We start from the raw sequence: 23,559 nt of genomic DNA on the forward strand, positions 1-23,559 counted from the left end.
GGCTACGAACCGAGCGGTCGGAGGTTCGAATCCTCCCGGATGCACCATCTTCTCCTTCTTTGTTTATTCCTTCGACGTTCCGTCAGCAATCACACTCTCAGTCAGCGACAAAAAACACCTTTTACGATAAAGTAATGCTTTGTTAATCGTTTAGCGAGAGCACGATGTACGCACAGTATGACGGTTTGATCTTCGATATGGATGGCACTCTCCTGGATACCGAACCTACGCATCGTCAAGCCTGGACTGACGTCCTGGGCCGCTACGGCATGCGTTTCGATCTTCAGGCGATGATTGCCCTTAACGGATCGCCCACCTGGCGTATTGCGCAGGCCGTGATTGAACTGAATCAGGCCGATCTCGACCCGCACCTGCTCGCGCGCGAAAAAACCGATGCGGTAAAAGCCATGCTTTTAGATACTGTCCGCCCGCTGCCGCTGGTTGACGTGGTAAAAGCGTGGCACGGACGTCGCCCAATGTCGGTCGGCACGGGCAGCGAAAGCGCGATTGCAGAAGCCTTACTCAATCATCTTGGCCTGCGCCACTATTTTTCTGCCGTGGTCGCCGCCGATCATGTTAAACACCACAAGCCCGCACCGGACACCTTCCTGCTTTGCGCAGAATTAATGGGCGTCCCGGCGGCAAAATGCGTCGTGTTTGAAGATGCCGATTTCGGTATTCAGGCCGCGCTTGATGCCGGCATGGCTGCGGTGGATGTGCGCTTACTGTGAGTGACGCACTGTCACTTGCCTCATTATTCGCCAGCAGTTTCTTAAGCGCCACGCTGTTACCGGGCAATTCGGAAGTGGTGCTGGTGGCGATGCTGTTGTCCGGCGTGAGTCAGCCCTGGCTGCTGGTGTTAATAGCAACAATGGGTAATAGCCTTGGAGGGCTGACTAACGTTATTCTTGGGCGTTTCTTTCCGCTGCGTGAGACATCGCGCTGGCAGGAAAAGGCAGTCGGCTGGCTAAAACGCTATGGCGCTGCCACGCTGTTATTAAGCTGGATGCCTGTAATAGGCGATTTACTGTGTCTGCTGGCGGGATGGATGCGCATCTCCTGGGGACCAGTGCTCTTTTTTTTGTGCCTTGGCAAAGCGGTGCGTTATGTCCTTGTGGCATGGGCAACGCTGCAGGGTATGACGTGGTGGCACTAATTGGTGGAATGAATACGCGACCTTCAATCGTCAACCATTACAATTATGCTGAGTAACATTACTTTGACAGGCGGGAGGTCAATTTGATCCCGGACGTATCTCAGGCGCTGGCCTGGCTGGAAAACCACCCTCAGGCATTGAAGGGTATTCAGCGTGGTCTTGAGCGTGAAACGCTGCGCGTTAACGCGGACGGTAGTTTAGCGACGACGGGTCACCCGAAGGCGTTAGGCTCGGCGCTGACACATAAATGGATCACAACCGATTTCGCTGAAGCACTGCTGGAGTTTATCACCCCGGTAGAAGGCGATATTGATCATATGCTGACGATCATGCGCGATATCCATCGCTACACGGCGCGCAATCTGGGCGACGAGCGTATGTGGCCTCTCAGCATGCCGTGTTATATCGAGCAGGGCCAGGAGATTGAGCTGGCACAGTACGGCACATCGAATATCGGCCGGCTGAAAACGCTCTACCGTGAAGGGCTGAAAAACCGCTACGGCGCGTTGATGCAGACAATTTCGGGCGTGCACTACAATTTCTCGCTGCCAATGGCTTTCTGGCAGGCGAAATGCGGTGAAACAGATAAGGACGCGATCTCCGCGGGCTATTTCCGCCTGATCCGCAACTATTACCGCTTCGGCTGGGTTATTCCTTATCTGTTCGGTGCGTCGCCGGCCATCTGCTCGTCGTTCCTGCAGGGGAAACCGACGACGCTGCCGTTCGAGAAGACCGAGTGTGGAATGTACTATCTCCCATATGCCACCTCTCTGCGCCTGAGCGATCTGGGCTATACCAATAAATCGCAAAGCAATCTCGGTATTACGTTTAACGAATTGCACGAATATGTGGCAGGATTGAAGCGGGCGATCAAAACCCCGTCGGAAGAGTACGAAAAAATCGGCCTCGAAAAAGACGGTAAGCGCCTGCAGATCAACAGCAACGTCCTGCAGATTGAAAACGAGCTGTATGCGCCAATTCGTCCTAAGCGCGTGACGCGCAGCGGTGAAACCCCGTCGGATGCGCTGCAGCGCGGTGGGATTGAATACATTGAAGTGCGCTCGCTGGATATCAACCCGTTCTCACCGATTGGCGTTGATGAACAGCAGATTCGCTTCCTGGACCTGTTTATGGTCTGGTGCGTGCTGGCGGATGCGCCGGAAATGAGTTCAGACGAACTGCTCTGTACCCGTACAAACTGGAACCGTGTGATTCTGGAAGGGCGTAAACCAGGCCTGACGCTGGGTATCGGCTGTGAAACCGCACAGTTCCCGCTGACGAAAGTCGGTAAAGATCTGTTCCGTGACCTGAAGCGTGTTGCCCGGACGATGGACAGCATGGAGGGCGGCGACGCGTATCAACAGATTTGCGACCAGCTGGTGGAATGCTTTGATAACCCGGATCTGACGTTCTCAGCACGCATTCTGCGTTCTATGATTGATCAGGGCATCGGCGGTACCGGGCGTTCGCTTGCGGCGGAATACCGTGAGATGCTGGTGCAAGAGCCATTAGAAGTCCTGAGCGAAGCGGATTTCGTTGCGGAACGCGATGCGTCCGTGGTGCGTCAGAAAGAGGTTGAAGCGGCGGATACGGAGTCGTTTGAGGCGTTTCTGGCGAAGCAGGCTTAAGCAGAAAAGAAAAAGGCCACATCGCTGTGGCCAAAATATACATCTCTGAATTCAGGGATGATGATAACAAATGCGCGTCTTTCATATACTCAGACGCGCATTCTGTAGAAGAGTTCAGTTTATTTAAAAAAAAATCACTACCGGAGGTGACGTATGCCGTTATTAGATAGCTTTACTGTCGACCATACCCGTATGGAAGCACCTGCAGTCCGCGTGGCGAAGACCATGCACACCCCGCACGGCGACACGATCACCGTCTTCGATCTGCGTTTCTGCGTGCCAAACAAAGAAGTGATGCCGGAGAAAGGCATTCATACGCTGGAACACCTGTTCGCTGGCTTCATGCGTGACCACCTGAACGGCAACGGCGTTGAGATCATCGATATCTCTCCAATGGGCTGCCGTACCGGTTTCTACATGAGCCTGATTGGCCAGCCTGAAGAGAAACGTGTGGCAGATGCCTGGAAAGCGGCCATGCAGGACGTGCTGAAGGTAAAAGAGCAGAGCCAGATCCCTGAGCTGAACGTTTACCAGTGTGGGACTTACCAGATGCACTCTCTGGAAGAAGCGCAGGAGATTGCGCGTCACATCATCGAGCGTGATGTCCGCGTGAACAGCAACGAAGAGCTGGCCCTGCCAAAAGAAAAACTGCAGGAACTGCACATCTAGTGCACCTTTTCCCTCTCCCACCGGGAGAGGGTAGGGCGAGGGTGGTTTAATCCCATGACCACAACCTTAACCTTCTCCTTTACCCATCGTCCCCTTGTGCCGTTTGCCCATGATTACGTTCATGGTGACAGCGAGCCGTGGCATGAACATGACTGCGCCCAACTGCTGCATACCCTGAGCGGCGTGGTACGGGTAGATACCGCATCCGGCTGCTGGGTTGTCCCTCCGGGCCGCGGCGTCTGGCTACCGGCGGGTACCCGTCACTCGTTGCGTATTACCGGCAACGTGGCGGCGCGCACGCTGTTTATCGATCCGCTGGCGCGGGCCGATCTCCCGGCCACCTGCCAGATCGTGCAGATCTCCCCGCTGCTGCGGGAACTGATCCTCGCTGCGCTCTCGCTTCCCGAGTCTTATGCACCGGGGAGCCGAGACGAACGCGTGTATGAGCTCATTCTCGATGAAATTCGCCTTATGCCGGTACTGCCGTTTCATCTCCCGGAGCCGGAAAGTGAACCGCTACGACGTCTTTGCCAGCAGATCCGCCAGACCGCCGGGGAGAGCTGGAGCACTGCACAAGCCGCGGGCCTGCTTGGCATGAGCGAGCGCACAATGAACCGCCATTTTCAGCAGCAGACGGGATTAAGCTACGGTGAGTGGCTGAGACGGGCGCGCCTGCTGGAGGCGCTGGTACGGCTTGCGCAGGGCCAGCCGGTGCTTCGGGTGGCGCTGGAGCTGGGTTACGGCAGTCACAGCGCCTTTACGGCCATGTTCCGCCGGGTGATGGGCATTTCACCCAGCGACTACTTCAAAGACAGCTAACCGCATTAAAAAGTGCCTGAAGCGAGGCGCGCGAGACGTCGCTGTCAATTCCCACGCCCCAGCGGCTGCTGCCGTCCTGAAACAGGCAGCGAATGTACGCCACCGAACGGCTGTCGCTGCGTTCGCCTAACGAATGTTCGTGATAATCCTTAATCACGAACGGCGCGTTGACCCAGCGGCTTAACCCCTGAGCGGCGGCGGACAGCAGGCCATTACCCTGACCTTCGAGCTGGCGCGTTCCCCCCTGCGTACAGATGCTTGCCGTCAAACGCAGCTGACCGTCCTGCTGGCCATCGCTGCGATAGGATTGCAGCGCTAACGGCGGCGTTGCCACCAGGCCGTAGCGGGTGCGGAACAATTGCCACAGCGCGTTTTGCGTCATCTCTTTTCCGTGGCGGTCGGTTTCCTGCTGTACATGCTGGCTGAAATCCTGCTGCAGGGCGCGGGGTAATTTCAGACCATGATTCTGCTCGATAAGCCACGCGCTGCCGCTTTTCCCTGACTGGCTGTTCACGCGGATCACCGCTTCGTAGGTGCAGCCGATATCCTGCGGGTCCACGGGCAGGTAAGGCATCTCCCAGCGGTCGCCTGGCCTGCGGGCATCAAAGCCTTTTTTGATGGCGTCCTGGTGCGAGCCGGAGAAGGCGGTATAGGCCAGCCGTCCGGCCCACGGATGGCGCGGATGCACCGGCAGCTGGTTGCAGGTTTCCACCACTTCCACCACCCGGTTCATATCGCTAAAGTCCAGATTCGGGCTAATACCCTGGCTGTAAAGGTTCATCGCCAGCGTCACCAGGCAGACGTTGCCTGTACGTTCCCCGTTCCCGAAGAGACAGCCCTCCACGCGGTCAGCGCCCGCCATCACGGCCAGCTCGGCGCTGGCGACGCCGCTACCGCGGTCGTTATGCGGATGCACGCTGATGCAGACATCGCGGCGGCGGCTAAAGTGGCGACAGAAATACTCGATCTGATCGGCATAGACGTTCGGCGTACTCACTTCGACGGTCGCGGGTAAGTTGATCACCATCGGGCGTTCGTCGCACGGCTGCCAGATCTCCGCCACGGCTTCACAAATCTCCAGCGCAAATTCCGGCTCGGTAAAGCAGAAGGTCTCCGGAGAGTATTCATACTGCCAGCGGGTGTCGGGATTTTCCTCGCACAGCTTACGGATGAGACGCGTGGCGCGCGTCGCCAGCTCAACGATTTGCCCTTTCTCCATGCCGAATACCAGGCGGCGGAACAGCGGAGCGGTGGCGTTATACAGATGGACGGTGGCCTGCTTCGCGCCGCGCAGGGATTCAAAAGTACGATGGATGAGATCTTCCCGCGCCTGAGTAAGCACCTGAATCGTAACGTCATCCGGAATACGGTTCTCTTCAATCAGCTGGCGGACAAAGTTGAAATCCGTCTGCGAGGCGGAGGGAAAAGCGACCTCGATCTCTTTAAACCCGCAGCTCAGCAGCAGATCCCAGAACTGCAGCTTGCGCGCACTGTCCATCGGCTCGGCCAGGGCCTGGTTGCCGTCGCGTAAGTCGGTGGAGAGCCAGCGCGGCGCGCGGGTAATGCGTTGCTCCGGCCAGCGGCGGTCGGGAAGGGAGATAGCGGGATAAGGCTGGTATTTGTCGGCGGGTGTGTTCAGCATGATGCGCTCCTGTTGTCTTTTCACTATCGTGAAGGGATTTCAGGCGCGCTGCTTTATCGGAGGTGACAATTGCTGTCGCGTTTTGGACACGGTGGCGATGGTAGCCGCCACCGTGCAACCCGGCAGAGGACTAATGCGCGCCGCCACCCCCGCCACCGGCACCAAACGGCGGTCTGGCAAACCACACCAGCCCCAGCAGGACGATAAAGATCCCTGCCGAAATCCAGAAAATCTCGTTAGCCGAGATAATCAGCCCCTGGTTGGTGATCTGCTGGGCAATCCAGCCGGACGCCTGCTGCTCCGTCATGCCCATTCCCTGAAGCTGGCTATACATCTGCTGCGCATTTGGGTTGTAGGGATTCACCGCTTCGGTCAGCTGCGCGTGGTGCATCGATTCACGGTTTGTCCACAGGGTGGTGGTGATCGACGTCCCGATGGAGCCCGCCAGCGTACGGGTGAAGTTCGACAGGCTCGACGCGGCCGCCAGACGCTCAGGCGGCAGGCCAGAGAGCGTGATGGTGGTCAGCGGCATAAAGAAGCACGCAACCGCGAAGCCCTGAATAAACTGCGGCCACGCAGAGGCGCCAAAGTCCATTCCCGGCTCGAAGGTATACGCGCGCCAGTAGAAGCACACCGCATACATAATGAAGCTGAAGGTCACCAGCCGACGCATGTCGAGCTTGTGGGCAAAGCGGCCAATAATCGGCGACAGCAGGACCGGGATCACCCCGACCGGCGCGGACGCCAGACCCGCCCAGGTTGCGGTATAGCCATAAACCTCCTGCAACAGCTGCGGCAGCAGAACAATCGCGCCGAAGTAGAGCATATAGGCGAGGCTGATACACAGACAGCCGATGGTGAAGTTTCGCGACTTAAACAGCGAGAGATCGACTATCGGGTTTTCGTCCGTCAGCTCCCAGACAATCAGGAAGCTCAGCGACACCACCGCGACAATGGTCAGGATGATAATTTCCTGCGAGTTGAACCAGTCGAGCTCTTTACCGCGGTCGAGCATGATCTGCAGACTGCCGATGCCGAGGATCAGCAGCGCCAGACCGATGCTGTCGATACGCCGCTGCTCGGTACGCGTTTCACGGCCGCGCAGGGATTGCAGCGTCATCAGCACCACGACGGCACCAATCGGGACGTTGATAAAGAAGATCCAGCCCCAGTGGTAGTTATCGCTGATGTAGCCACCCAGAATCGGTCCGCAGATAGGCGCGACGATAACGGTCATCGACCACAGCGCCAGCGCGACGGAGCGTTTTGCGGGAGGGTAGTTGCTCAACAGCAAACTCTGGGAGAGCGGGATCAGCGGCCCCGCGACTATCCCCTGAATGACGCGGAAGAAAATCAGCATCGTCAGGCTGCTGGACATGCCGCAGGCCCAGGAGGCCAGCACAAACGCCACCGTGGACCAGAGGAACAGCTTCACTTCCCCGACGCGCTTCGCCAGCCAGCCGGTAATCGGAATGGAGATGGCGTTCGCCACCCCAAACGAGGTGATGACCCAGGTCCCCTGGCTCAGGGACGAGCCAAGGTTACCGGCGATGGTCGGGATGGCCACGTTTGCGATGGTGGAGTCCAGCACCTGCATGAATGTCGCCAGCGACAGCGCAATGGTCATAATGACCAGCTGCGCGCCCTCCAGCGGTTTTTGCGGCTTTTGCTGTTGCATAACGCTCACCTTCGGATTAACCGGCGTTTGCCTTCACGATGTCATCGATCAGCTTGTTGACCGGATCGAGGCTAATTTCACGGGCGTTACTCTCATACGCCGGGCTGCTACGCACCTGGCTTGCCAGGATCTGACCGTCGCGGTTGGCGGTGTCGACCGTCACCAGCGTAGAGAGGCCGATACGCAGCGGGTGATCCGCCAGCTGTTTGGCATCCAGTTCGATACGCACAGGCAGACGCTGGACTACTTTGATCCAGTTACCGGTGGCGTTCTGCGCGGGCAGCAGGGAGAAGGCGCTGCCGGTCCCCATATCCAGGCCAACCACTTTCCCGGTGTACTTCACGTCATCGCCGTAGATGTCGCTGACAACCGTCGCGGTCTGGCCGATACGCATATGGGCGAGCTGCGTCTCTTTAAAGTTGGCATCAACCCACAGATTGTCCGCCGGCACGACCGCCATCAGCGGGGTGGTAGGGCTAATCTGCGCCCCTGGCTGGACGGAACGGCGGGAGACATAGCCGGTCATCGGGCTGACGATTTTGGTACGCTGCAGGGCAAGCCATGCGTTGCGCACTTCAGTCGCGGCCTGCTGTACAGCTGGCTGGTTTTCGAGGCTGGTGCCCAGCACCATCGCCTGGTTGGCGTTGTACTGTTGAATGGCGACATCCAGTTGTGCCTGAGCGCTGGCAACGGCGTCACGCGCGTGCTGCAGCTCTTCACGGCCAATCAGGTTGGCGCTGCCGAGCGGTACGCGGCGGTTCAGGTCGCTCTGCGCCTGGGCGAGTGCGGTTTTCTGCACGTCGATGTTGGCCTGCAGCTGTTTGCTGTTGATCATCAGCTGGCGGGTCTGACGGACGCTGGAGGCCAGCGCGGTCTTCGCTTTCTCAAATGCCTGCTGGGCGTCGGTCGGGTCGAGGGTCACCAACACATCGCCTTTTTGCACAAAGTCGGTATTGTCAGCCCAGACTTTCGTCACGCTGCCCGACACCTGCGCCATAATTTGTACCTGGTTCCCTGCCACGTAAGCGTCGTCTGTTTCCTCAGCATGACGCAGTACTAAAAACCAATAGATCCCATATGCCACGGCAATAATGATAAAGAGCAAGGTCAACAGAAGAAGGGCGCTCTTACGTTTGCCTTTCTTATTGGCCGGTTGCTGCGGGGTAGTGCTCTCCGCATTTGCGCTCATTGTTGTTCTCCACGATCTTCTTATTTTCACATCGGCTGAGCCGACCTGTTGTCAGAAAGGCCAGCAGTGTGACGTGCTGGCCTGTCGGTTTTCTTATGAATCTGGATGGTTGAGCGTGTCGTCGCGTTAGCGCAGCGCCTCAAGAACGGCGCCGTCTTCATCCATCTGGTCCAGACGGGTGAGCAGCTTGCGAGTGATGTGCTCAAGCTGGTCGCGCTCGGCAGCGCTGAGGGCGGACCACAGTTTGTGCAGGCAATTGTGCTGAGGTGGCAGCACCTCACGCAGGAACTGGTGACCTTTGTCGGTCAGTTGCAGATGCAGGCAGCGGCGATCGTTGTCGCTTTCACGGCGTTCAATCCAGCCACGCTTTTCAAGCTCATCGGCAATACGGGTCGCATTGGTACGGGAGGAGCCCAGCGCGCAGCTCAATTCGGAAGGCTGAATACTGTGGTTTTCCTGAGACTCCAGCGTAATCAACGCCATAAACAACGTCTCGTTAATCCCTTGAGCTTTCAGCATTTTATTACGGTTTTCCAGTAGCTTACCCTGCATGTGCATGCACAGGCGAGTCAGCAGGATTTCCTGGTACGGGAAGTCCTCATGGCGACTGGCGCGGAATTTAAGCATTTGTTCAATGGGCGTAAACGAACTATCCATTTGGGCATAACCTCATTAATTACAGCCGATATAGTAACGACGGTGACAAATAATGTAAATGAATTATTTGTGCGGTTATATCCGCCAAATTAATGTCACCATCAGAAAGCGCCGGGTAAGTCCGTGACCCGGTGAGCACAGAAAGGGTAGGGTGTGAACCCGCTGAAGAGAGGATGTGAGGACGGGGGTCTGAACTGTTCATGCCGATTGTAAATATGTCACCCACATTAAAATTTCTGGGATAAATGATTACGTTTACATTAACAGACTGAGGGGCCTCTTTACACCCTAAGAGGCCCAACGCAATGTAAAACTTAATGAATTGCCTCCTGGCGATGGTAGCCGCGCCACCATACCACCAGGTTGAGTGCGGCAACGATGGCACCAATCCCACACACGCCGGACCAGCCGGCATGCTGCCACGCCGAGGCGGAAATGAGCGAACCCGCTGCGCCGCCAATAAAGTAGCTGGTCATGTATCCGGCCGTGAGGCGGTTACGCGCCTCTGGCTTCACGCGGTAAATCACGGTCTGATTGGTGATATGAACGCCCTGCACGGTGAGATCGAGCACCAGAATACCGACGATCAGCGCCAGTACCGAGACGTGTCCGTACCAGATTGCCGCCCAGGAGAGCAGGAGTAAAATCAGCCCTGCGGAGGTGGTCAGGTGAGATTTGCCCTTGTCGGCCAGCCCGCCCGCGGGACGCGCGCCCAGCGCGCCAGCGGCACCGGCCAGACCGAACAGACCAATCACCCCTTCGGAATAATTGAACGGCGGGGCGGCAAGCAGAAACGCCATCGACGTCCACAGAATGCTGAAGTTAGCGAAGGTGAAACAGCCGAGCAGGGCGCGGGTGCGCAGAAGTTTATCCTGCGTGAACAGGCTAAACACGGAGGCCAGCAGCTGCGGATAGTTCAGATGGTTCTCCTGCTTCACCTTCGGCAGCCCGCGCCACAGCGCCAGTGCCATAACGACCATCAGGACGCTCGCCACCCAGTAAACGGTGCGCCAGCCGCCGAGACTTGCCAGCAGTCCTGCAACGGTACGCGCCAGCAAAATCCCCAGCAGCAGGCCGCTCATAATGGTACCCACCACCTTGCCGCGTTTTTCCGGGGAGGCGAGGGTCGCCGCGAGAGGCACCAGAATTTGTGCCACCACGGAGAACAGCCCCGTAAGCGCGGTACCGACGATCATCATCGTCAGCGACTGGCTGCTGGCGGTGATCAGCATCCCGCCGGCGGCCAGCAGGGTCATGGAGACAATCAGTATCCGGCGTTCAAACATATCGCCCAGCGGCACCAGGAACAGCAGCCCGGCGGCATAGCCGAGCTGCGCGGCCGTAACAATAAAGCCTGCGGAGCTGGCAGAGAGGTTGAACGCGCGGGCGATGGTGTCGAGAAGAGGTTGTGCGTAGTAGTTACTGGCGACCGCCAGACCCGTTGCCACGGACATTAAAAGGATGAGTGCGGGGCTAAGCCCTTGAGTTGTTTTGGTCAATAGTTTCAGGAATCGTTAGTGAAGTGATTATTTTTCCGGAAACCATAATAGCTAATGATTGTGAATAGTGGGGGATTGTTACGTGATGGATTGTGCGGTTTGGGTTCGGTGCGGATTGATCCCCTCACCCTAACCCCTTCCCCTTTGGGGAGAGGGCCGGGGGAGGGGTGTATTTTTACTTCTGCGCCGCAAGCGCCTCTTTCACCCAGCCGTCAAACTGCTGCTGGTGGGCTTTGATCCAGCCGTCCACATGACCTTTCACATCCGCCTCAGAGGATTTGCCCGCATGCATCATTGCGTTCTGGGCGTTAATGTCCGCCAGCGGCAGCTTCATCACCGAGAACAGCTTCGCCGCCGCCGGGTTTTTCTCTGCCCAGGCTTTGTTGGCGACGATGTGCATGGTGTTCACCGGGAAACCGTAGTTCATGCCGTTCGGCAGTTTAGTGTCGATATCCTTTTGCTCGCCCGGCAGGGAGGAGAACGGCACCTGCAGCCACACCACGTCTTTACCCGGCTTCAGCACGTCGCTTACCCAGTATGGCGTCCAGGTGTAGTAGATCACCGGTTTGCCCTCTTTGAAGCGGGCGATGGTATCGGCCATCATCGCCGAATAGTTGCCGTGGCTCACCTCGACCGTTTTCGCCAGATCAAACGCTTTGTTCTGGTGGTTAATCACCGCTTCACAGCCCCAGCCCGGCGAGCAGCCCATCATGTCGGCTTTACCGTCGCCGTTGGTGTCGAACAGCTTCGCGATCTGCGGATCTTTCAGCTGCGCAATATTGGTGATGTGATACTGGTCGGCGGTTTTCTTGTCGATCAGATAACCCTGGGCCGCACCGGTTACAAAGGTGCCTTCGCGGTAGAATTTCTTATCGCCACCGGCGGCGGCATACATGTCGTCGTGCAGCGGCTGCCAGTTTACGGCGGTAAAGGTAGCATCACCGGAGGCAATCGAGGTATAGCCGACGTTGTAATCTACTTCGCTCGGCGTGTTAACCGTGTAGCCCAGCTTCTCCAGTGCGCGGCTGACCAGCAGGGTCTGGAAGCTCTCTTCCGAAATGGTGCTCTGCACCGGCTGCACGGTAATGCCTTTGCCCGGCAGGTCAGCGGCGAATGCGCTGGTGGAGACAAGGGTGGCAAACGCTGTGGCAAAAAGTACGCTCTGTCGCATCGTTGTTCCTTATTTAATGAATGGGCGGGTGAGTAACCCGACGGGGCCGGTGGTGTACCAGCGACGGTTGCCGCGACTGCGTGAATCACGACCGACGGCCTGGGTCAGGCGGTCAAGAATAATGGCGAGGATCACAATCCCGACGCCGCCAACGGTAGCCAGTCCCATGTCGAGACGGCCAATGCCGCGCAGCACCATCTGACCGAGACCGCCAACGGCAATCATCGAGGCAATGACCACCATCGACAGCGCCAGCATCAGCGTCTGGTTAACGCCTGCCATGATGGTCGGCATTGCCAGCGGGAGCTGAACCTTAAACAGCATCTGACGCGGGCTGGCGCCAAACGAACGTGACGCTTCGATCAGATCCGCAGGGACCTGGTTAATGCCCAGAATGGTCAGACGAATAATCGGCGGCAGGGCGAAGATAATGGTCACCACGACCCCCGGCACGTTGCCGATGCCGAACAGCATGACGATAGGTACCAGATAGACGAACGCTGGCGTGGTCTGCATCGCATCCAACAGGGGACGAATGATCTTCGCCGCCCTCGGGCTGCGGGCCAGCCAGATCCCCATCGGCAGGCCGATAACAATGCAGAAGAGCAGGGCGGTCAGCACCAGCGCCAGGGTGATCATCGCCTGCGACCAGGCCCCGATGGCACCGATCGCAATCAATGAGATCAGCGTGGCGATCCCCATCCCCGCGCTGCCAAACTGCCAGGCGATCAGGGAAAACAGCACAATCGCCACCGGCGCCGGCATGCCCAGCATCAGCTGCTGAAAGCCGTTAAGGATGTAATCCACCGGGATGCGGATCCCCTGGAACACCGGGCGGAAGTGCGTCACCACCCAGTCGATCCCCTCCGTCACCCAGCTGTCCAGCGGGATCAGCGTTTTATGGAACGGATCCATGATGTTGAAGTGTTCTGGCGCAGGCGCGGGCGCGCTGTTCAGCCAGTCTGCTGCACCCCCACCGTCGGCAGGAGCTGGCGCGGAACCCCACGCGTCGGCAGATTGCGCCGCGCTGTCCGCGGCTTCAGTGGTACCCCACGGGTTAGATTGATCGGTCATTGTTTGCTCCCTCGCGATCTAAAGCCTGCAGCAACATGCGTTTTGAGATGATGCCGACGTACTGTTGTTCCTCACCCACGACCGGCACGGCGCATGGCGCCTGGCCGACGTGAGAGAGCAACTCGCTGAGCGGCGTTTCGGCGTCCACGGCAAGCGGAGCGTCAATTAACGCCGCATCGATTCCCTGGTTTTCGCCAAGGGCGGTTTTCAGAGAGTCGATGGAGACAACGCCAACAAATTTATTGCCGCGTTCAACCAGATAGCCGTATTCACGGTCTTCGTCCTGCAGCAGCTTGAGGGCCGAGCGCGGGCCAAAACCGGGCGTTTTACGGATAATGCCGTTGGGCGTTCTGCGGGCAATATCTTTGGCGCTAAAGACCTGGCTAATATCCACGCCGCGGAAGAAGGTGCGCACATAATCATTGGCCGGATTATTGAGAATTTCATCCGGCGTGCCGACCTGCACCACTTCACCATTTTGCATAATGGCAATACGGTCGCCAATTCGCATGGCTTCATCCAGATCGTGAGAAATAAAAACAATGGTGCGCTGATGTTTCGCCTGTAATTTTACCAGCTCATCCTGCATCTCGGTGCGAATTAATGGGTCGAGGGCCGAGAAGGCTTCATCCATTAATAAAATATCCGGATTAATGGCTAATGCGCGGGCTAATCCCACGCGCTGGCGCATGCCGCCAGAAAGTTCATCCGGGTACGCATGGGCATAATTTTCCAGCCCGACCTGACGCAGCGCATCAAGGGCTTTTTCCTGACGTTCCTGAGCGGGCGTACCGGCTAATTCCATGCCAAAGGCGGTATTATCCAGCACCGTCATGTGCGGCATCAGCGCGAATGACTGGAACACCATCGCAATCTTCTTTCTGCGCACCTCGCGAAGCTCAGCGTCGGATATTCTGGCGATATCCACGCCGTCAATCAGCACCTGACCGCGGGTGGGTTCAATCAGGCGATTGAGAAGGCGAACCATAGTGGATTTACCCGAACCGGATAATCCCATGATGACAAAAATCTCGCCTTCTTCAATGGCCAGACTGGCGTTTTTCACGCCAAGCGATAGCCCGGTTTTTTCCAGAATTTGCTCTTTCGAAAGGCCTTTCTCAATATATTTGAATGCGCGCTGTGGATGCTCGCCAAATACCTTATATAGATTTTTCACTTCTAATTTAATTGCCATGCAATAGAGAGTGTCCTGTTATTTGTTTATGTCGATATGATTACCATGGTAAATTGTTAACGGGCATAACCCTAACATACTGAGAATCTGAGACAACCCTGTGTTTGCTTATGGCGTGAATTTTCAGGCAAGCGAAACGGCTGAATTTCCCATGAGTAAAGGGCTGAGCGTGGTTTGAATTTTTCGCAATTTTTTGCTGCGGCATCGGGGAATTTCGCCTGAACATGACGATTCAGGCGAATATGACGTGGAAATGACAGTGTAGTCGCTTTGTAAATATTCGAGAGGAAAATGTTGGGTTTATATTAAATTAACGAACGTTAGCGTTCATTAAAAATCCCAGTCTTCGTCCTCCGTTTCCACCGCTTTACCCATCACGTACGATGAGCCAGATCCCGAGAAGAAATCGTGGTTTTCGTCAGCGTTGGGCGACAGCGCGGACAGAATCGCCGGGTTGACCTCCGCCATCTCCGGCGGGAACATCGCGTCGTACCCCAGGTTCATCAGCGCCTTGTTGGCGTTGTAGCAGAGGAAGGCCTTCACGTCCTCCTCCCAGCCGGTACCGGCGTACAGTTCCTCGGTATAGCTCAGCTCGTTGTCGTACAGATCCATCAGCAAATCGAGCGCAAACCCTTTGAGCTCCTCACGCTTCGCCTCGCTGACTTTCTCAAGTCCTTTCTGATACTTATAGCCGATGTAATACCCGTGTACCGCTTCATCGCGGATGATAAGGCGAATCAAATCGGCGGTGTTGGTCAGCTTGCCGCGGCTCGACCAGTACATCGGCAGCCAGAAGCCGGAATAGAAGAGGAAAGATTCCAGGAACACGCTGGCGATTTTCTTCTTCAGCGGCTCATCAGCCTGATAATAGTCCAGCACCAGGCGGGCCTTGCGCTGCAATGACTCGCTCTCCTCACTCCAGCGGTACGCGGCATCCACATCTTTGGTCTGGCACAGCGTGGAGAATATCGAGCTGTAGGAGCGGGCGTGCACCGCCTCCATAAAGCTGATGTTGGACATCACCGCCTCTTCGTGAGGCGTCAGCGCATCATGCATCAGGGCGGGTGCGCCGACGGTATTCTGGATGGTGTCCAGTAGCGTCAGACCGGTAAAGACGCGGATCGTCAGCTGCTGTTCGGCGTGGCTGAGCGTTTGCCAGGCCGGAATATCGTTGGAGAGCGGGACTTTTTCCGGCAGCCAGAAGTTGCTTGTCAGCCGGTTCCACACTTCCAGATCTTTGTCGTCCTGGATTTTGTTCCAGTTAACGGCGCTCACGCGTGACAGTTTCATCCTTTCTCCTTACAGCGCGCAGGACACGCAGCCTTCAATTTCGGTGCCTTCCAGCGCAAGCTGGCGCAGGCGAATGTAGTAGAGCGTTTTAATGCCTTTTTTCCAGGCGTAGATCTGCGCTTTATTGATATCCCGCGTGGTGGCGGTGTCCGGGAAGAAGAGCGTCAGCGACAGCCCCTGATCCACATGTTTTGTCGCCTCGGCGTAGGTATCAATGATTTTCTCCGGGCCGATCTCGTACGCGTCCTGATACAGCGCCAGGTTCTCATTGGTCATAAACGGGGCAGGGTAGTAAACGCGCCCGGTTTTACCTTCCTTGCGGATCTCTATTTTTGACACAATCGGGTGAATGCTCGACGTGGCGTGGTTGATGTAGGAGATTGACCCGGTTGGCGGCACCGCCTGCAGGTTCTGGTTATAGATGCCGTAACGCATCACGTCATCTCGCAACTGCTGCCACATCTCGCGCGTCGGCAGGACGATCCCGGCGCGGGCAAACAGCTCACGCACTCGCGCTGTTTTCGGCTGCCAGTCGCCTTCCAGGTATTGGCTGAAATACTCTCCGCTGGCGTAGCGGGAGTGCTCAAAGCCCGCGAAGCGCTGGTTACGCTCGCGCGCCAGCATCATCGAGGTGTGCAGCGCATGCCAGGTGATGGTGTAAAAATAGAGATTGGTGAAATCCAGCCCTTCCGGGCTGCCGTAGGCAATGCCTTCCCGCGCCAGATAGCCGTGCAGGTTCATCTGCCCAAGTCCGATAGCGTGCGACGCGGCGTTACCTGCTTCAATGGACGGCACGCTGCGGATGTGGCTCATGTCCGACACCGCCGTCAGGCCGCGAATGGCCGTCTCCACCGTGCGGCCAAAGTCGGGGGAATCCATGGTATGGGCAATATTCAGCGACCCGAGGTTACAGGAGATATCCTTGCCGATCTCCGCGTAGTCGAGGTTCTCATCGTAGGTTGACGCGCTGTTGACCTGCAAAATCTCCGAGCACAGGTTGCTCATGTTGATGCGCCCGGCAATCGGGTTGGCGCGGTTCACCGTGTCCTCGTACATGATGTACGGATAGCCGGACTCAAACTGAATTTCGGCCAGCGTCTGGAAGAAATCGCGGGCGTTGATATATTTTTTGCGAATACGATCGTCGGCCACCAGTTCGTCGTAGCGCTCGCTGATGGCCACATCGCCAAAGGCTTTGCCGTAAATTCGCTCGATGTCATACGGCGAGAAGAGCGCCATCTCAGCATTCTCTTTGGCAAGCCGGAAGGTGATATCCGGGATCACCACCCCCAGTGACAGGGTTTTGATACGGATTTTTTCGTCGGCGTTTTCGCGTTTGGTATCCAGAAAACGCAGAATATCCGGATGGTGCGCATGCAGGTAAACCGCGCCTGCACCCTGACGCGCGCCAAGCTGGTTGGCATAGGAGAAGGCATCTTCCAGCATCTTCATCACCGGGATCACCCCGGAGGACTGGTTTTCGATGCGCTTGATCGGCGCCCCGGCTTCACGCAGGTTAGAGAGCAGAAACGCCACGCCGCCGCCGCGTTTGGAAAGCTGTAGCGCTGAATTCACCGCGCGGCCAATTGACTCCATATTGTCTTCAATGCGCAGCAGGAAGCAGGAGACCAGCTCGCCGCGCTGGGCCTTGCCGCAGTTGAGGAAGGTTGGCGTGGCGGGCTGGAAGCGCCCGGAGAGGATCTCATCGCTTAGCTGTTGCGCCAGCGCTTCATCACCCTGCGCCAGCGTCAACGCCACCATCACCACGCGATCTTCAAAGCTTTCCAGGTAGCGTTTACCGTCAAAGGTTTTCAGGGTGTAGCTGGTGTAGTACTTCCATGCGCCAAGGAAGGTCTGGAAACGAAAACCGCTGGCGTGCGCGCGTTCAAACAGACTCACAACGAAGGGGCGTTGATAGCGGGACAGGACGCGTGCGTCGTAGTAGCCCTCTTTGATCAGATAGTCGAGGCGCTCATTCTGGCTCGCAAAGGTCACGCTGTTGGGCCGCACATGGGCGGCAAAAAAGGCGTCCACCGCCTCGCGATCTTTCCCGAACTGAATGCGCCCCTGACGATCGTAGAGGTTAAGCATTGCGTTTAATGCGTGGTAATCCGGCGTCGCCTGAATTACCCGTTCTGCGGTTGTCGTTGCCAAAATTCGTTCACTCCTTTACGCACGTTTTCGACGTCCTGCTGTGTCCCCATGAGCTCGAAGCGATAGAGATACGGCACGCCGCATTTTTGAGAGATGACATCCCCGGCGCGGCCAAAGGCATCGCCGAAATTGCGGTTGCCCGCCGCAATCACGCCGCGGATCAGCCCGCGGTTATGAGGATCGTTGAGAAAGCGGATCACCTGACGGGGAACGGCCCCCGCCGTGCCGCCGCCGCCATAGCTCGGCACCACCAGAATGTACGGTTCCTCTACCCGGATGCGCTCCCGCTCGTTGAGCGGAATGCGCACCGCTGGCAGCCCGACGCGCTCAATAAAACGAAGCGTGTTTTCCGAGCTGCTGGAGAAGAAAACCAGCCCACTCATGCCCGGGAGGCCTGCGCGCTCAGGCGGTTGATCATGTCCGGGCGGAAGCCAGACCAGCTAAGCTCCCCGGCGACAACGACCGGAAGCTGACGGAACCCCTGCGCACGCAGGGTATCGGCGGCCTCGGGCTGCTGATCAATATTCACCATCTCAAAAGCCACACCACGGCTTTCCATCGCACGTTTTGTGGCGTGGCACTGAACACAATCGTTACGTGTGTAAATAATAATGCTCATGATTCGTATTTCCATTTAAAATGAGGGAGCGGCGCGAATCATCGCGTCAGGTTGTGTGTCTCTTGCTAAAAGGAATACTAGATGTAGTTGTCTTAACTTTCAACCATACAAGATATGGGAAATTTAGATTGATATCGCCCCTGTGATGAGCACAGCGGGGCAGGGCAGGCTGTACGGGTTTTTCAGGCGTTCGGGCAAAGAAAAGCCCCGGCAGCCGCTGGCCACCGGGGCAGAAAAACAACTCACAAGGCGTTATTTACGCAGGCTAAGGAGGGCTCCGACGAAGATCCCGACTGCCGCCACCGTGCCCAGCGTGCAGAGCGGTTTCTCGCGCACGAAGGTGGTTGCGCAACTGACCGCATCGCAGGCCGCCTGAGTCGTACGGGTACGTCCGTTCAGACGCGCACGGGTTTCACGGAGCAGAGACTGAGCCTTACGTTTAGCCGCATCCGCTTCGTCCTTCGCGCCACTTCCCCAGGATTTCAGCACCTCTTCCAGCGAATCCGCTAATTGGCTGACATCATTACGAATATCCTGCGCGTCGTCATTAATATCGTTTCGGTTCGGTCTGTTAAACATACGTTCCTCCGTAATCTTGTGTTCCCGTTCAGTTTAGTTCAGAAATTTAATATCTGAAGCGCATCACGCGTTATCCGGCAGTTTATGGACTATTCTGAAAGCCCTGCTAATGCTGAATACTGTAAGGTTGCCGGGCAGGAAAAGATAACGAGGAAAAGATATGTATTTACGACCTGATGAGGTGGCGCGCGTTCTTGAAAAAGAGGGATTCACCATGGATGAGGTGACACCAAAAGCGTATGGTTATCGCCGTGGCGAGAATTACGTTTACGTTAATCGTGAAGCAAGAATGGGACGTACCGCTCTCATTATTCACCCGACGCTGAAAGACAGAAGTTTGTCATTTGCTGAGCCAGCCTCGGATATTAAAACCTGCGATCATTATCAGCAATTCCCGCTCTATTTAGGCGGCGAGACGCATGAGCATTATGGTATTCCGCATGGCTTCAGCTCGCGTATGGCGCTGGAACGGTTTTTGAAAGGCCTGTTTGGCGACGTACAGTAAACTTGCGACTGGCGTGCGCCAGTCGCTTCACATCACGCTTTTGCCTGGCTGTACTGGCTGACCCTGAACAGGCGGCGACAGTAGTCGAGAAAATAGCCATACACCGCCCCCATCAGCATTGAAATCACAATATTTGAGCTGACCGCCGCCGCGATCTGGTGCCAGTCCGCCCCCACCGTCAGCAGAATGGCCACGTAAACCGGAGACTGGAAGGTCACATACGCCAGAACGTCTGCCAGGTTTTTCACCCAGCCAGCGGGGCTGAGTCGCCGAGCAAAACGCATTACCGCATCGCGGTATAAACCGTAAGGCCAGGCAATAATAATATTGACCGGGATCGCCACCAGGCGAGAGGAAAGTGACTGCTCAAAGGTCATTCCGGAGAGGAATATTTCAATCAGCATGTTCACGACGGAACAGTAGACAACCATCGCGAAAGTATCCGCTACCGCATGGCGCAGGCGTGATTGCGGTGAGAACATGGCTGAACTCCTTGAGAAGAACACAAAAGAAACGATTTTCCCGCAGCGCATAGTGCTTTAGGTTGGTTTGTTTGACGTGTATAGCGTATCTCTCTGGGTTTGAACTAACAACTAGTGATTAATTTTTATTTAATCGCGTTTTGTCCACAAAATTCTCTAAAAATGATTGTTTTTTGATCGGTTCGTTATAATCTGTCCCGCTTAATACTTTTTTATTTAAAAACAATTGGTTATTGGTGGTGGTGCTGACGTGTGTGTAAGTGTCGTTCCGGGTGGCGCAGAATGCTGTAATTTGGCTTAAGGATGACCATTTATAGTGTGGTCAGAGATCAATGCAAACATACCTCGCAAACCGTATATGATAATATAAAGGGTGACATATAAAGGTATTGGCATTATTGGTAGAGCGGACCCGTGGGTAGATATTTTCACTGAAATGAATTATTCTTTCGGTGATTTATCTATTTACCCCAAAGAAAAGGTTTTCAAATAATATGTCTTTGACGTTACAGAATCTTAATAATATCCGAACTCTGCGCGCCATGGCGCGTGAATTATCCCTGGACGTTCTTGAGGAAATGCTGGAAAAGGTCAGGGTCGTTGCCGAAGAGAAACGGAGTGAGCTGGCGGAATTAGAACAGCAGCGCGCTGAGCAGCAGGAAAAAATTAATGCCCTATTGGAACTGATGAAAGCCGATGGTATTTCTCCAACCGAACTGCTGAACTCTGAACGGGCGCTGGCGGGTAAAACGGTGAAAAAACGTAAACCGCGTGAAGCGAAATATCGCTTTATTGACCAGAACGGTGAAGAGAAAACGTGGACCGGCCAGGGTCGTACGCCGAAGCCTATTGCCAGCGCGCTGGCTAACGGTAAATCACTGGATGATTTTCTGATCTAATCCGTGAGCCGGGCGGAAGCGTCCGCCCGGATGTCTGTTTAGCAGACGCCGAAATCACCTTCTTCGCTATACAGCACGACTTCTGCTGCTTTCAGGGTAAATTTCTCACCCTCTTCATTGCTGGCCTGCACCGCCACAATGCTATCCCCCTTCACGTCGAGCACTTTCAGTTTTGGCCCGCCCTGACGCGGTTGTACATAATCACCGACAGCAAACATAGAACCTCCTCATCGTTTTAGCGATCTTCACCTTAGCCCACGCAGGACGTCGGGTACAGCGTATTTCACCGATGACGGATTACGAGGTGCGCCGGTTCCAGGGCATCACCCTGAGCAGTCTCGCCATACCGCAAAAGCCCGTCACACCGGCGAACAGCAGCCCGGCTCCGACAAAACCGCTGAGCAGGAAAAAGCCGCCGGAGACGCTATAGCCCAGCACCACGCCGCACAGAATGAGCAGCCCGGCGGCAATCTGCACCTGACGCATCAGCGGCAGCGGCTGGGATCTGTCTTCGACGGTCTCCAGCCCGGCCTGCTTCCAGCCCTGAATGCCCCCTTCGATCACAAAGGCCTGAGCGGGCGCGGCTGCCCGGGCAAGGCGATCGGCATTCCCCGAGGTCCGGGCACCGGACTGGCAGTGGAAAATTATCGTGTCACCGGCCTCGGCTTTAAGCCCAGCGGGCAGGGTATCCAGCGGCACGGACCGGGCGACAGGAATATGCTCGCGGGCGTATTCGTCGGCATCACGGATATCAATCAGTTTTGCCCCTTCTGCGACGCGCGCGCTGGCCTGTTGAGGTGAAATCAGAGGAAGTGACATGGGCGGCTCCTTACGGACAATAAACGGTTTTCAGGGTGCTGATGAGCTGATGCACCGCATCGTTTTTAATGAAATAGAGAATGCGCTGCGCGTCGCGGGTGCTGTCGATCAGATCCTCTTCACGCATACGCGCCAGATGCTGCGACGTGGCAGAGGCGCTAAGGCCGGTCGCGCGGGCCAGTTCGCCTGCGCTGGTCCCCGGCGCGCCGCAGAGTGTGCAGAGGATCAGCAGCCTGCGTGGGTTGCTCATCGCTTTTAAAAGGGTGGCGGCCTGCTCTGCGCTGGCCTGAAGCTGTTCGAGTTCAGTCATGATAATTTAGCATTTACTTAATTAAGGTAATGCTAAAGTAATTGCGGGCATTAAGCCAGTGTCAAAAGCGTAAAAGAGGGTAAAAGCGAGGCATGGAACTGGCGCAGACCGATAAACTGACTACGCTTAGAGGGTGTTCTTTTATTATTTTCAATGGATTAGCTTGCACGGAGTTTTTATGGGTTTTTGGCGTATTGTTTTTACCATCCTGTTGCCGCCGCTGGGCGTTCTGTTGGGCAAAGGGTTTGGCTGGGCGTTTATCATCAACATTCTTCTGACGCTGCTGGGCTACTTCCCCGGCCTCATTCACGCGTTTTGGGTACAAAGCAAAAGCTAAGCGCGCCAGAGTAAGTCGCTGTAGATCCCGGTCAGCACGCCCTGTGGGCCAAACTGCTGTTTGATCCAGCGCGTGACCTGGCCGGTTGCGGCATGCTGCGTGGCGAGCAGCATGCGCGAGTCCTGACGCGGGTTATTGATACGTCGCGTCACCAGCAGCCCGTCTTCCACCGCTTCCCGCGCCATATATTCCGGCAAAAATCCTATCCCTTCCCCCAGGATCTGACACTGGCATTTGGTATTAAAGTCCGGCACCAGAATCGCCTCCTGTCCGTGCAGCAGCCAGCCAACCTTCTTGTTAATGGTATGTGCCGTATCTTCCACCATGATGTTGGGATACAGGCGCAGCTGGCTCTCCGCTATCGGTTCCGGGACGAAGGCCAGCGGGTGTTCCGGCGCGATGGCAAACACCCAACGGATGGCGCCGATCTCGGTGTAATCAATCCCGCCGCCGTCGAGCAGCGTGTCCGGGGCACCAATGGCGATATTGGCCTGGTTATTAATGATTGAGTCCCAGACGCCGTTATACACCTCGGTGGTGACGGTGATCTGGCAGGTAGGAAACTGCTTTTTCAGAACCTGCAGCAGCCGCGCGGTATGGCGCGGGGTGTATAACAGCTGATTAATACAGATGCGCACCCGCGCTTCGATGCCCTGAGAAATGGTATCAATTCCGCGCTTGATGGCATGAAAATCATTCAGCAGGTCGGTCGCTTTGCGATAAAAGTAAAAACCGGACTCGGTCAGCTCAATGCTGCGCGTGTTGCGGACAAACAGCACCACGTCCAGCCCGGTCTCCATCCGCTTAATGGTGTAACTGATGGCCGAAGTGGTAACGCCCAGTTCGGCAGCCGCCTTGCTGAAGCTGCCGAAACGTGCCGCGGTCGTGAAGGCCAGCAAATTCTCTTCAGTAAAGATCGAATTCATATTACGGCTCCAGGTTGCCATCAGTTTTGAACATATTTTAACAGCCTCGCAACACGGTATTTGACGCCGGTCACAGTTCTGATGATTTACTACAGGCCTTGTCGTGCAAGGCTTTATCAGCCATAAGAACAATGCCGTCTGCGGCGATAAAAAGCGGCCAGCCATAAGGAAAAGGTTGCACAGACGCACGTTTTAGCTGAACTATTGAATTTAACTCAACAATGAATTGACTGTCGATGAATGATTTTTAAGCGGATTCTTT

The 23,559-nt window shown here is 56.1% G+C and carries 26 protein-coding genes; 8 read left to right on the forward strand and 18 right to left on the reverse strand.

What is annotated here, in order from left to right:
* Positions 1 to 164 precede the first annotated feature (164 nt).
* From yqaB to LDK53_RS03440, 5 genes are all read left to right on the forward strand, one after another.
* Positions 165 to 731 carry a fructose-1-phosphate/6-phosphogluconate phosphatase gene (gene yqaB, locus LDK53_RS03420; protein ID WP_225284333.1) on the forward strand — a complete coding sequence of 189 codons (567 nt, stop codon included), beginning with the start codon at positions 165 to 167 and terminating at the stop codon, positions 729 to 731.
* Positions 728 to 1,156, forward strand: coding sequence for a YqaA family protein (locus LDK53_RS03425; protein ID WP_025757127.1), 429 nt, complete (start codon positions 728 to 730; stop codon positions 1,154 to 1,156). The genes yqaB and LDK53_RS03425 overlap by 4 nt, the downstream gene beginning before the upstream one ends.
* An 83-nt stretch (positions 1,157 to 1,239) precedes the next feature.
* On the forward strand, positions 1,240 to 2,784 hold the full coding sequence (gene gshA, locus LDK53_RS03430; protein WP_225284335.1) for a glutamate--cysteine ligase: 1,545 nt from the start codon (positions 1,240 to 1,242) through the stop codon (positions 2,782 to 2,784).
* 153 nt (positions 2,785 to 2,937) lie between these two features.
* Entirely contained in the window at positions 2,938 to 3,453 is a 516-nt protein-coding gene (luxS, locus tag LDK53_RS03435; protein WP_025757129.1) for an S-ribosylhomocysteine lyase, read from the forward strand.
* Between the two features lie 54 nt (positions 3,454 to 3,507).
* Positions 3,508 to 4,272, forward strand: coding sequence for an AraC family transcriptional regulator (locus LDK53_RS03440; protein ID WP_225284337.1), 765 nt, complete (start codon positions 3,508 to 3,510; stop codon positions 4,270 to 4,272).
* Here LDK53_RS03440 and leuA read toward each other — a convergent pair.
* The 13 genes from leuA to LDK53_RS03505 all read right to left on the reverse strand — a co-directional run bounded on the left by leuA (position 4,259) and on the right by LDK53_RS03505 (position 19,019).
* The gene (leuA, locus tag LDK53_RS03445; RefSeq protein ID WP_225284347.1) at positions 4,259 to 5,914 is read right to left on the reverse strand and encodes a 2-isopropylmalate synthase; all 1,656 of its coding nucleotides are present in this window, start codon (positions 5,912 to 5,914) and stop codon (positions 4,259 to 4,261) included. The genes LDK53_RS03440 and leuA overlap by 14 nt on opposite strands.
* Before the next feature lie 130 nt (positions 5,915 to 6,044).
* Positions 6,045 to 7,592 (reverse strand): multidrug efflux MFS transporter permease subunit EmrB, encoded by a 1,548-nt coding sequence (gene emrB / locus LDK53_RS03450; protein ID WP_025757132.1) that lies wholly within the window; start codon positions 7,590 to 7,592, stop codon positions 6,045 to 6,047.
* Between the two features lie 16 nt (positions 7,593 to 7,608).
* On the reverse strand, positions 7,609 to 8,781 hold the full coding sequence (emrA, locus tag LDK53_RS03455; protein WP_045286064.1) for a multidrug efflux MFS transporter periplasmic adaptor subunit EmrA: 1,173 nt from the start codon (positions 8,779 to 8,781) through the stop codon (positions 7,609 to 7,611).
* Positions 8,782 to 8,907: 126 nt separating this feature from the next.
* Positions 8,908 to 9,438 (reverse strand): transcriptional repressor MprA, encoded by a 531-nt coding sequence (mprA, locus tag LDK53_RS03460; protein WP_047959312.1) that lies wholly within the window; start codon positions 9,436 to 9,438, stop codon positions 8,908 to 8,910.
* 314 nt (positions 9,439 to 9,752) lie between these two features.
* Positions 9,753 to 10,892 (reverse strand): MFS transporter, encoded by a 1,140-nt coding sequence (locus LDK53_RS03465; RefSeq protein ID WP_412174821.1) that lies wholly within the window; start codon positions 10,890 to 10,892, stop codon positions 9,753 to 9,755.
* 220 nt (positions 10,893 to 11,112) lie between these two features.
* Positions 11,113 to 12,108 (reverse strand): glycine betaine/L-proline ABC transporter substrate-binding protein ProX, encoded by a 996-nt coding sequence (gene proX, locus LDK53_RS03470; RefSeq protein WP_047959310.1) that lies wholly within the window; start codon positions 12,106 to 12,108, stop codon positions 11,113 to 11,115.
* A 9-nt stretch (positions 12,109 to 12,117) separates the two neighbouring features.
* The gene (gene proW, locus LDK53_RS03475; RefSeq protein WP_225284350.1) at positions 12,118 to 13,182 is read right to left on the reverse strand and encodes a glycine betaine/L-proline ABC transporter permease ProW; all 1,065 of its coding nucleotides are present in this window, start codon (positions 13,180 to 13,182) and stop codon (positions 12,118 to 12,120) included.
* On the reverse strand, positions 13,166 to 14,377 hold the full coding sequence (gene proV, locus LDK53_RS03480) for a glycine betaine/L-proline ABC transporter ATP-binding protein ProV (protein ID WP_045286363.1): 1,212 nt from the start codon (positions 14,375 to 14,377) through the stop codon (positions 13,166 to 13,168). The genes proW and proV overlap by 17 nt, the downstream gene beginning before the upstream one ends.
* 330 nt (positions 14,378 to 14,707) lie before the next feature.
* Positions 14,708 to 15,667, reverse strand: a complete 960-nt coding sequence (gene nrdF / locus LDK53_RS03485) for a class 1b ribonucleoside-diphosphate reductase subunit beta (RefSeq protein WP_225284352.1) — start codon at positions 15,665 to 15,667, stop codon at positions 14,708 to 14,710.
* A gap of 9 nt (positions 15,668 to 15,676) precedes the next feature.
* Positions 15,677 to 17,821 carry a class 1b ribonucleoside-diphosphate reductase subunit alpha gene (nrdE, locus tag LDK53_RS03490; RefSeq protein WP_225284371.1) on the reverse strand — a complete coding sequence of 715 codons (2,145 nt, stop codon included), beginning with the start codon at positions 17,819 to 17,821 and terminating at the stop codon, positions 15,677 to 15,679.
* On the reverse strand, positions 17,794 to 18,204 hold the full coding sequence (gene nrdI, locus LDK53_RS03495; protein WP_021241965.1) for a class Ib ribonucleoside-diphosphate reductase assembly flavoprotein NrdI: 411 nt from the start codon (positions 18,202 to 18,204) through the stop codon (positions 17,794 to 17,796). Before nrdI ends, nrdE begins: the two co-directional genes overlap by 28 nt.
* Complete coding sequence (nrdH, locus tag LDK53_RS03500; protein ID WP_225284373.1) at positions 18,201 to 18,440, reverse strand: glutaredoxin-like protein NrdH; 240 nt, start codon at positions 18,438 to 18,440, stop codon at positions 18,201 to 18,203. Before nrdH ends, nrdI begins: the two co-directional genes overlap by 4 nt.
* 252 nt (positions 18,441 to 18,692) lie before the next feature.
* Complete coding sequence (locus tag LDK53_RS03505; protein WP_025759729.1) at positions 18,693 to 19,019, reverse strand: DUF883 domain-containing protein; 327 nt, start codon at positions 19,017 to 19,019, stop codon at positions 18,693 to 18,695.
* A gap of 160 nt (positions 19,020 to 19,179) precedes the next feature.
* On the opposite strand from LDK53_RS03505, the gene LDK53_RS03510 reads away from it, so the two are divergent.
* Positions 19,180 to 19,524, forward strand: a complete 345-nt coding sequence (locus LDK53_RS03510) for a DUF2002 family protein (RefSeq protein WP_008502568.1) — start codon at positions 19,180 to 19,182, stop codon at positions 19,522 to 19,524.
* A 32-nt stretch (positions 19,525 to 19,556) separates the two neighbouring features.
* On the opposite strand, the gene alaE is transcribed toward LDK53_RS03510, so the two are convergent.
* Entirely contained in the window at positions 19,557 to 20,006 is a 450-nt protein-coding gene (gene alaE, locus LDK53_RS03515; RefSeq protein WP_025759727.1) for an L-alanine exporter AlaE, read from the reverse strand.
* Positions 20,007 to 20,500: 494 nt separating this feature from the next.
* On the opposite strand from alaE, the gene stpA reads away from it, so the two are divergent.
* Entirely contained in the window at positions 20,501 to 20,905 is a 405-nt protein-coding gene (gene stpA / locus LDK53_RS03520) for a DNA-binding protein StpA (RefSeq protein ID WP_025759726.1), read from the forward strand.
* Positions 20,906 to 20,943: 38 nt separating this feature from the next.
* On the opposite strand, the gene LDK53_RS03525 is transcribed toward stpA, so the two are convergent.
* The 3 genes from LDK53_RS03525 to LDK53_RS03535 all read right to left on the reverse strand — a co-directional run bounded on the left by LDK53_RS03525 (position 20,944) and on the right by LDK53_RS03535 (position 22,034).
* Positions 20,944 to 21,123: a hypothetical protein gene (locus tag LDK53_RS03525; protein ID WP_025759725.1), complete on the reverse strand. Its 180-nt coding sequence runs from the start codon at positions 21,121 to 21,123 to the stop codon at positions 20,944 to 20,946.
* Between the two features lie 79 nt (positions 21,124 to 21,202).
* Positions 21,203 to 21,724, reverse strand: a complete 522-nt coding sequence (locus tag LDK53_RS03530) for a rhodanese family protein (protein WP_225284375.1) — start codon at positions 21,722 to 21,724, stop codon at positions 21,203 to 21,205.
* Between the two features lie 10 nt (positions 21,725 to 21,734).
* Positions 21,735 to 22,034, reverse strand: a complete 300-nt coding sequence (locus LDK53_RS03535) for an ArsR/SmtB family transcription factor (protein WP_225284377.1) — start codon at positions 22,032 to 22,034, stop codon at positions 21,735 to 21,737.
* A gap of 178 nt (positions 22,035 to 22,212) precedes the next feature.
* Between LDK53_RS03535 and LDK53_RS03540 the strand changes: the two genes are divergently transcribed.
* Positions 22,213 to 22,371: a YqaE/Pmp3 family membrane protein gene (locus LDK53_RS03540; protein WP_045286357.1), complete on the forward strand. Its 159-nt coding sequence runs from the start codon at positions 22,213 to 22,215 to the stop codon at positions 22,369 to 22,371.
* On the opposite strand, the gene LDK53_RS03545 is transcribed toward LDK53_RS03540, so the two are convergent.
* The gene (locus tag LDK53_RS03545) at positions 22,368 to 23,297 is read right to left on the reverse strand and encodes a LysR substrate-binding domain-containing protein (protein WP_025759721.1); all 930 of its coding nucleotides are present in this window, start codon (positions 23,295 to 23,297) and stop codon (positions 22,368 to 22,370) included. The two genes, LDK53_RS03540 and LDK53_RS03545, sit on opposite strands and share 4 nt — an antisense overlap.
* Between the last annotated feature and the right edge of the window lie 262 nt (positions 23,298 to 23,559).

This window comes from Enterobacter sp. K16B, assembly GCF_020216105.1.
Lineage (GTDB): Bacteria > Pseudomonadota > Gammaproteobacteria > Enterobacterales > Enterobacteriaceae > Enterobacter > Enterobacter sichuanensis.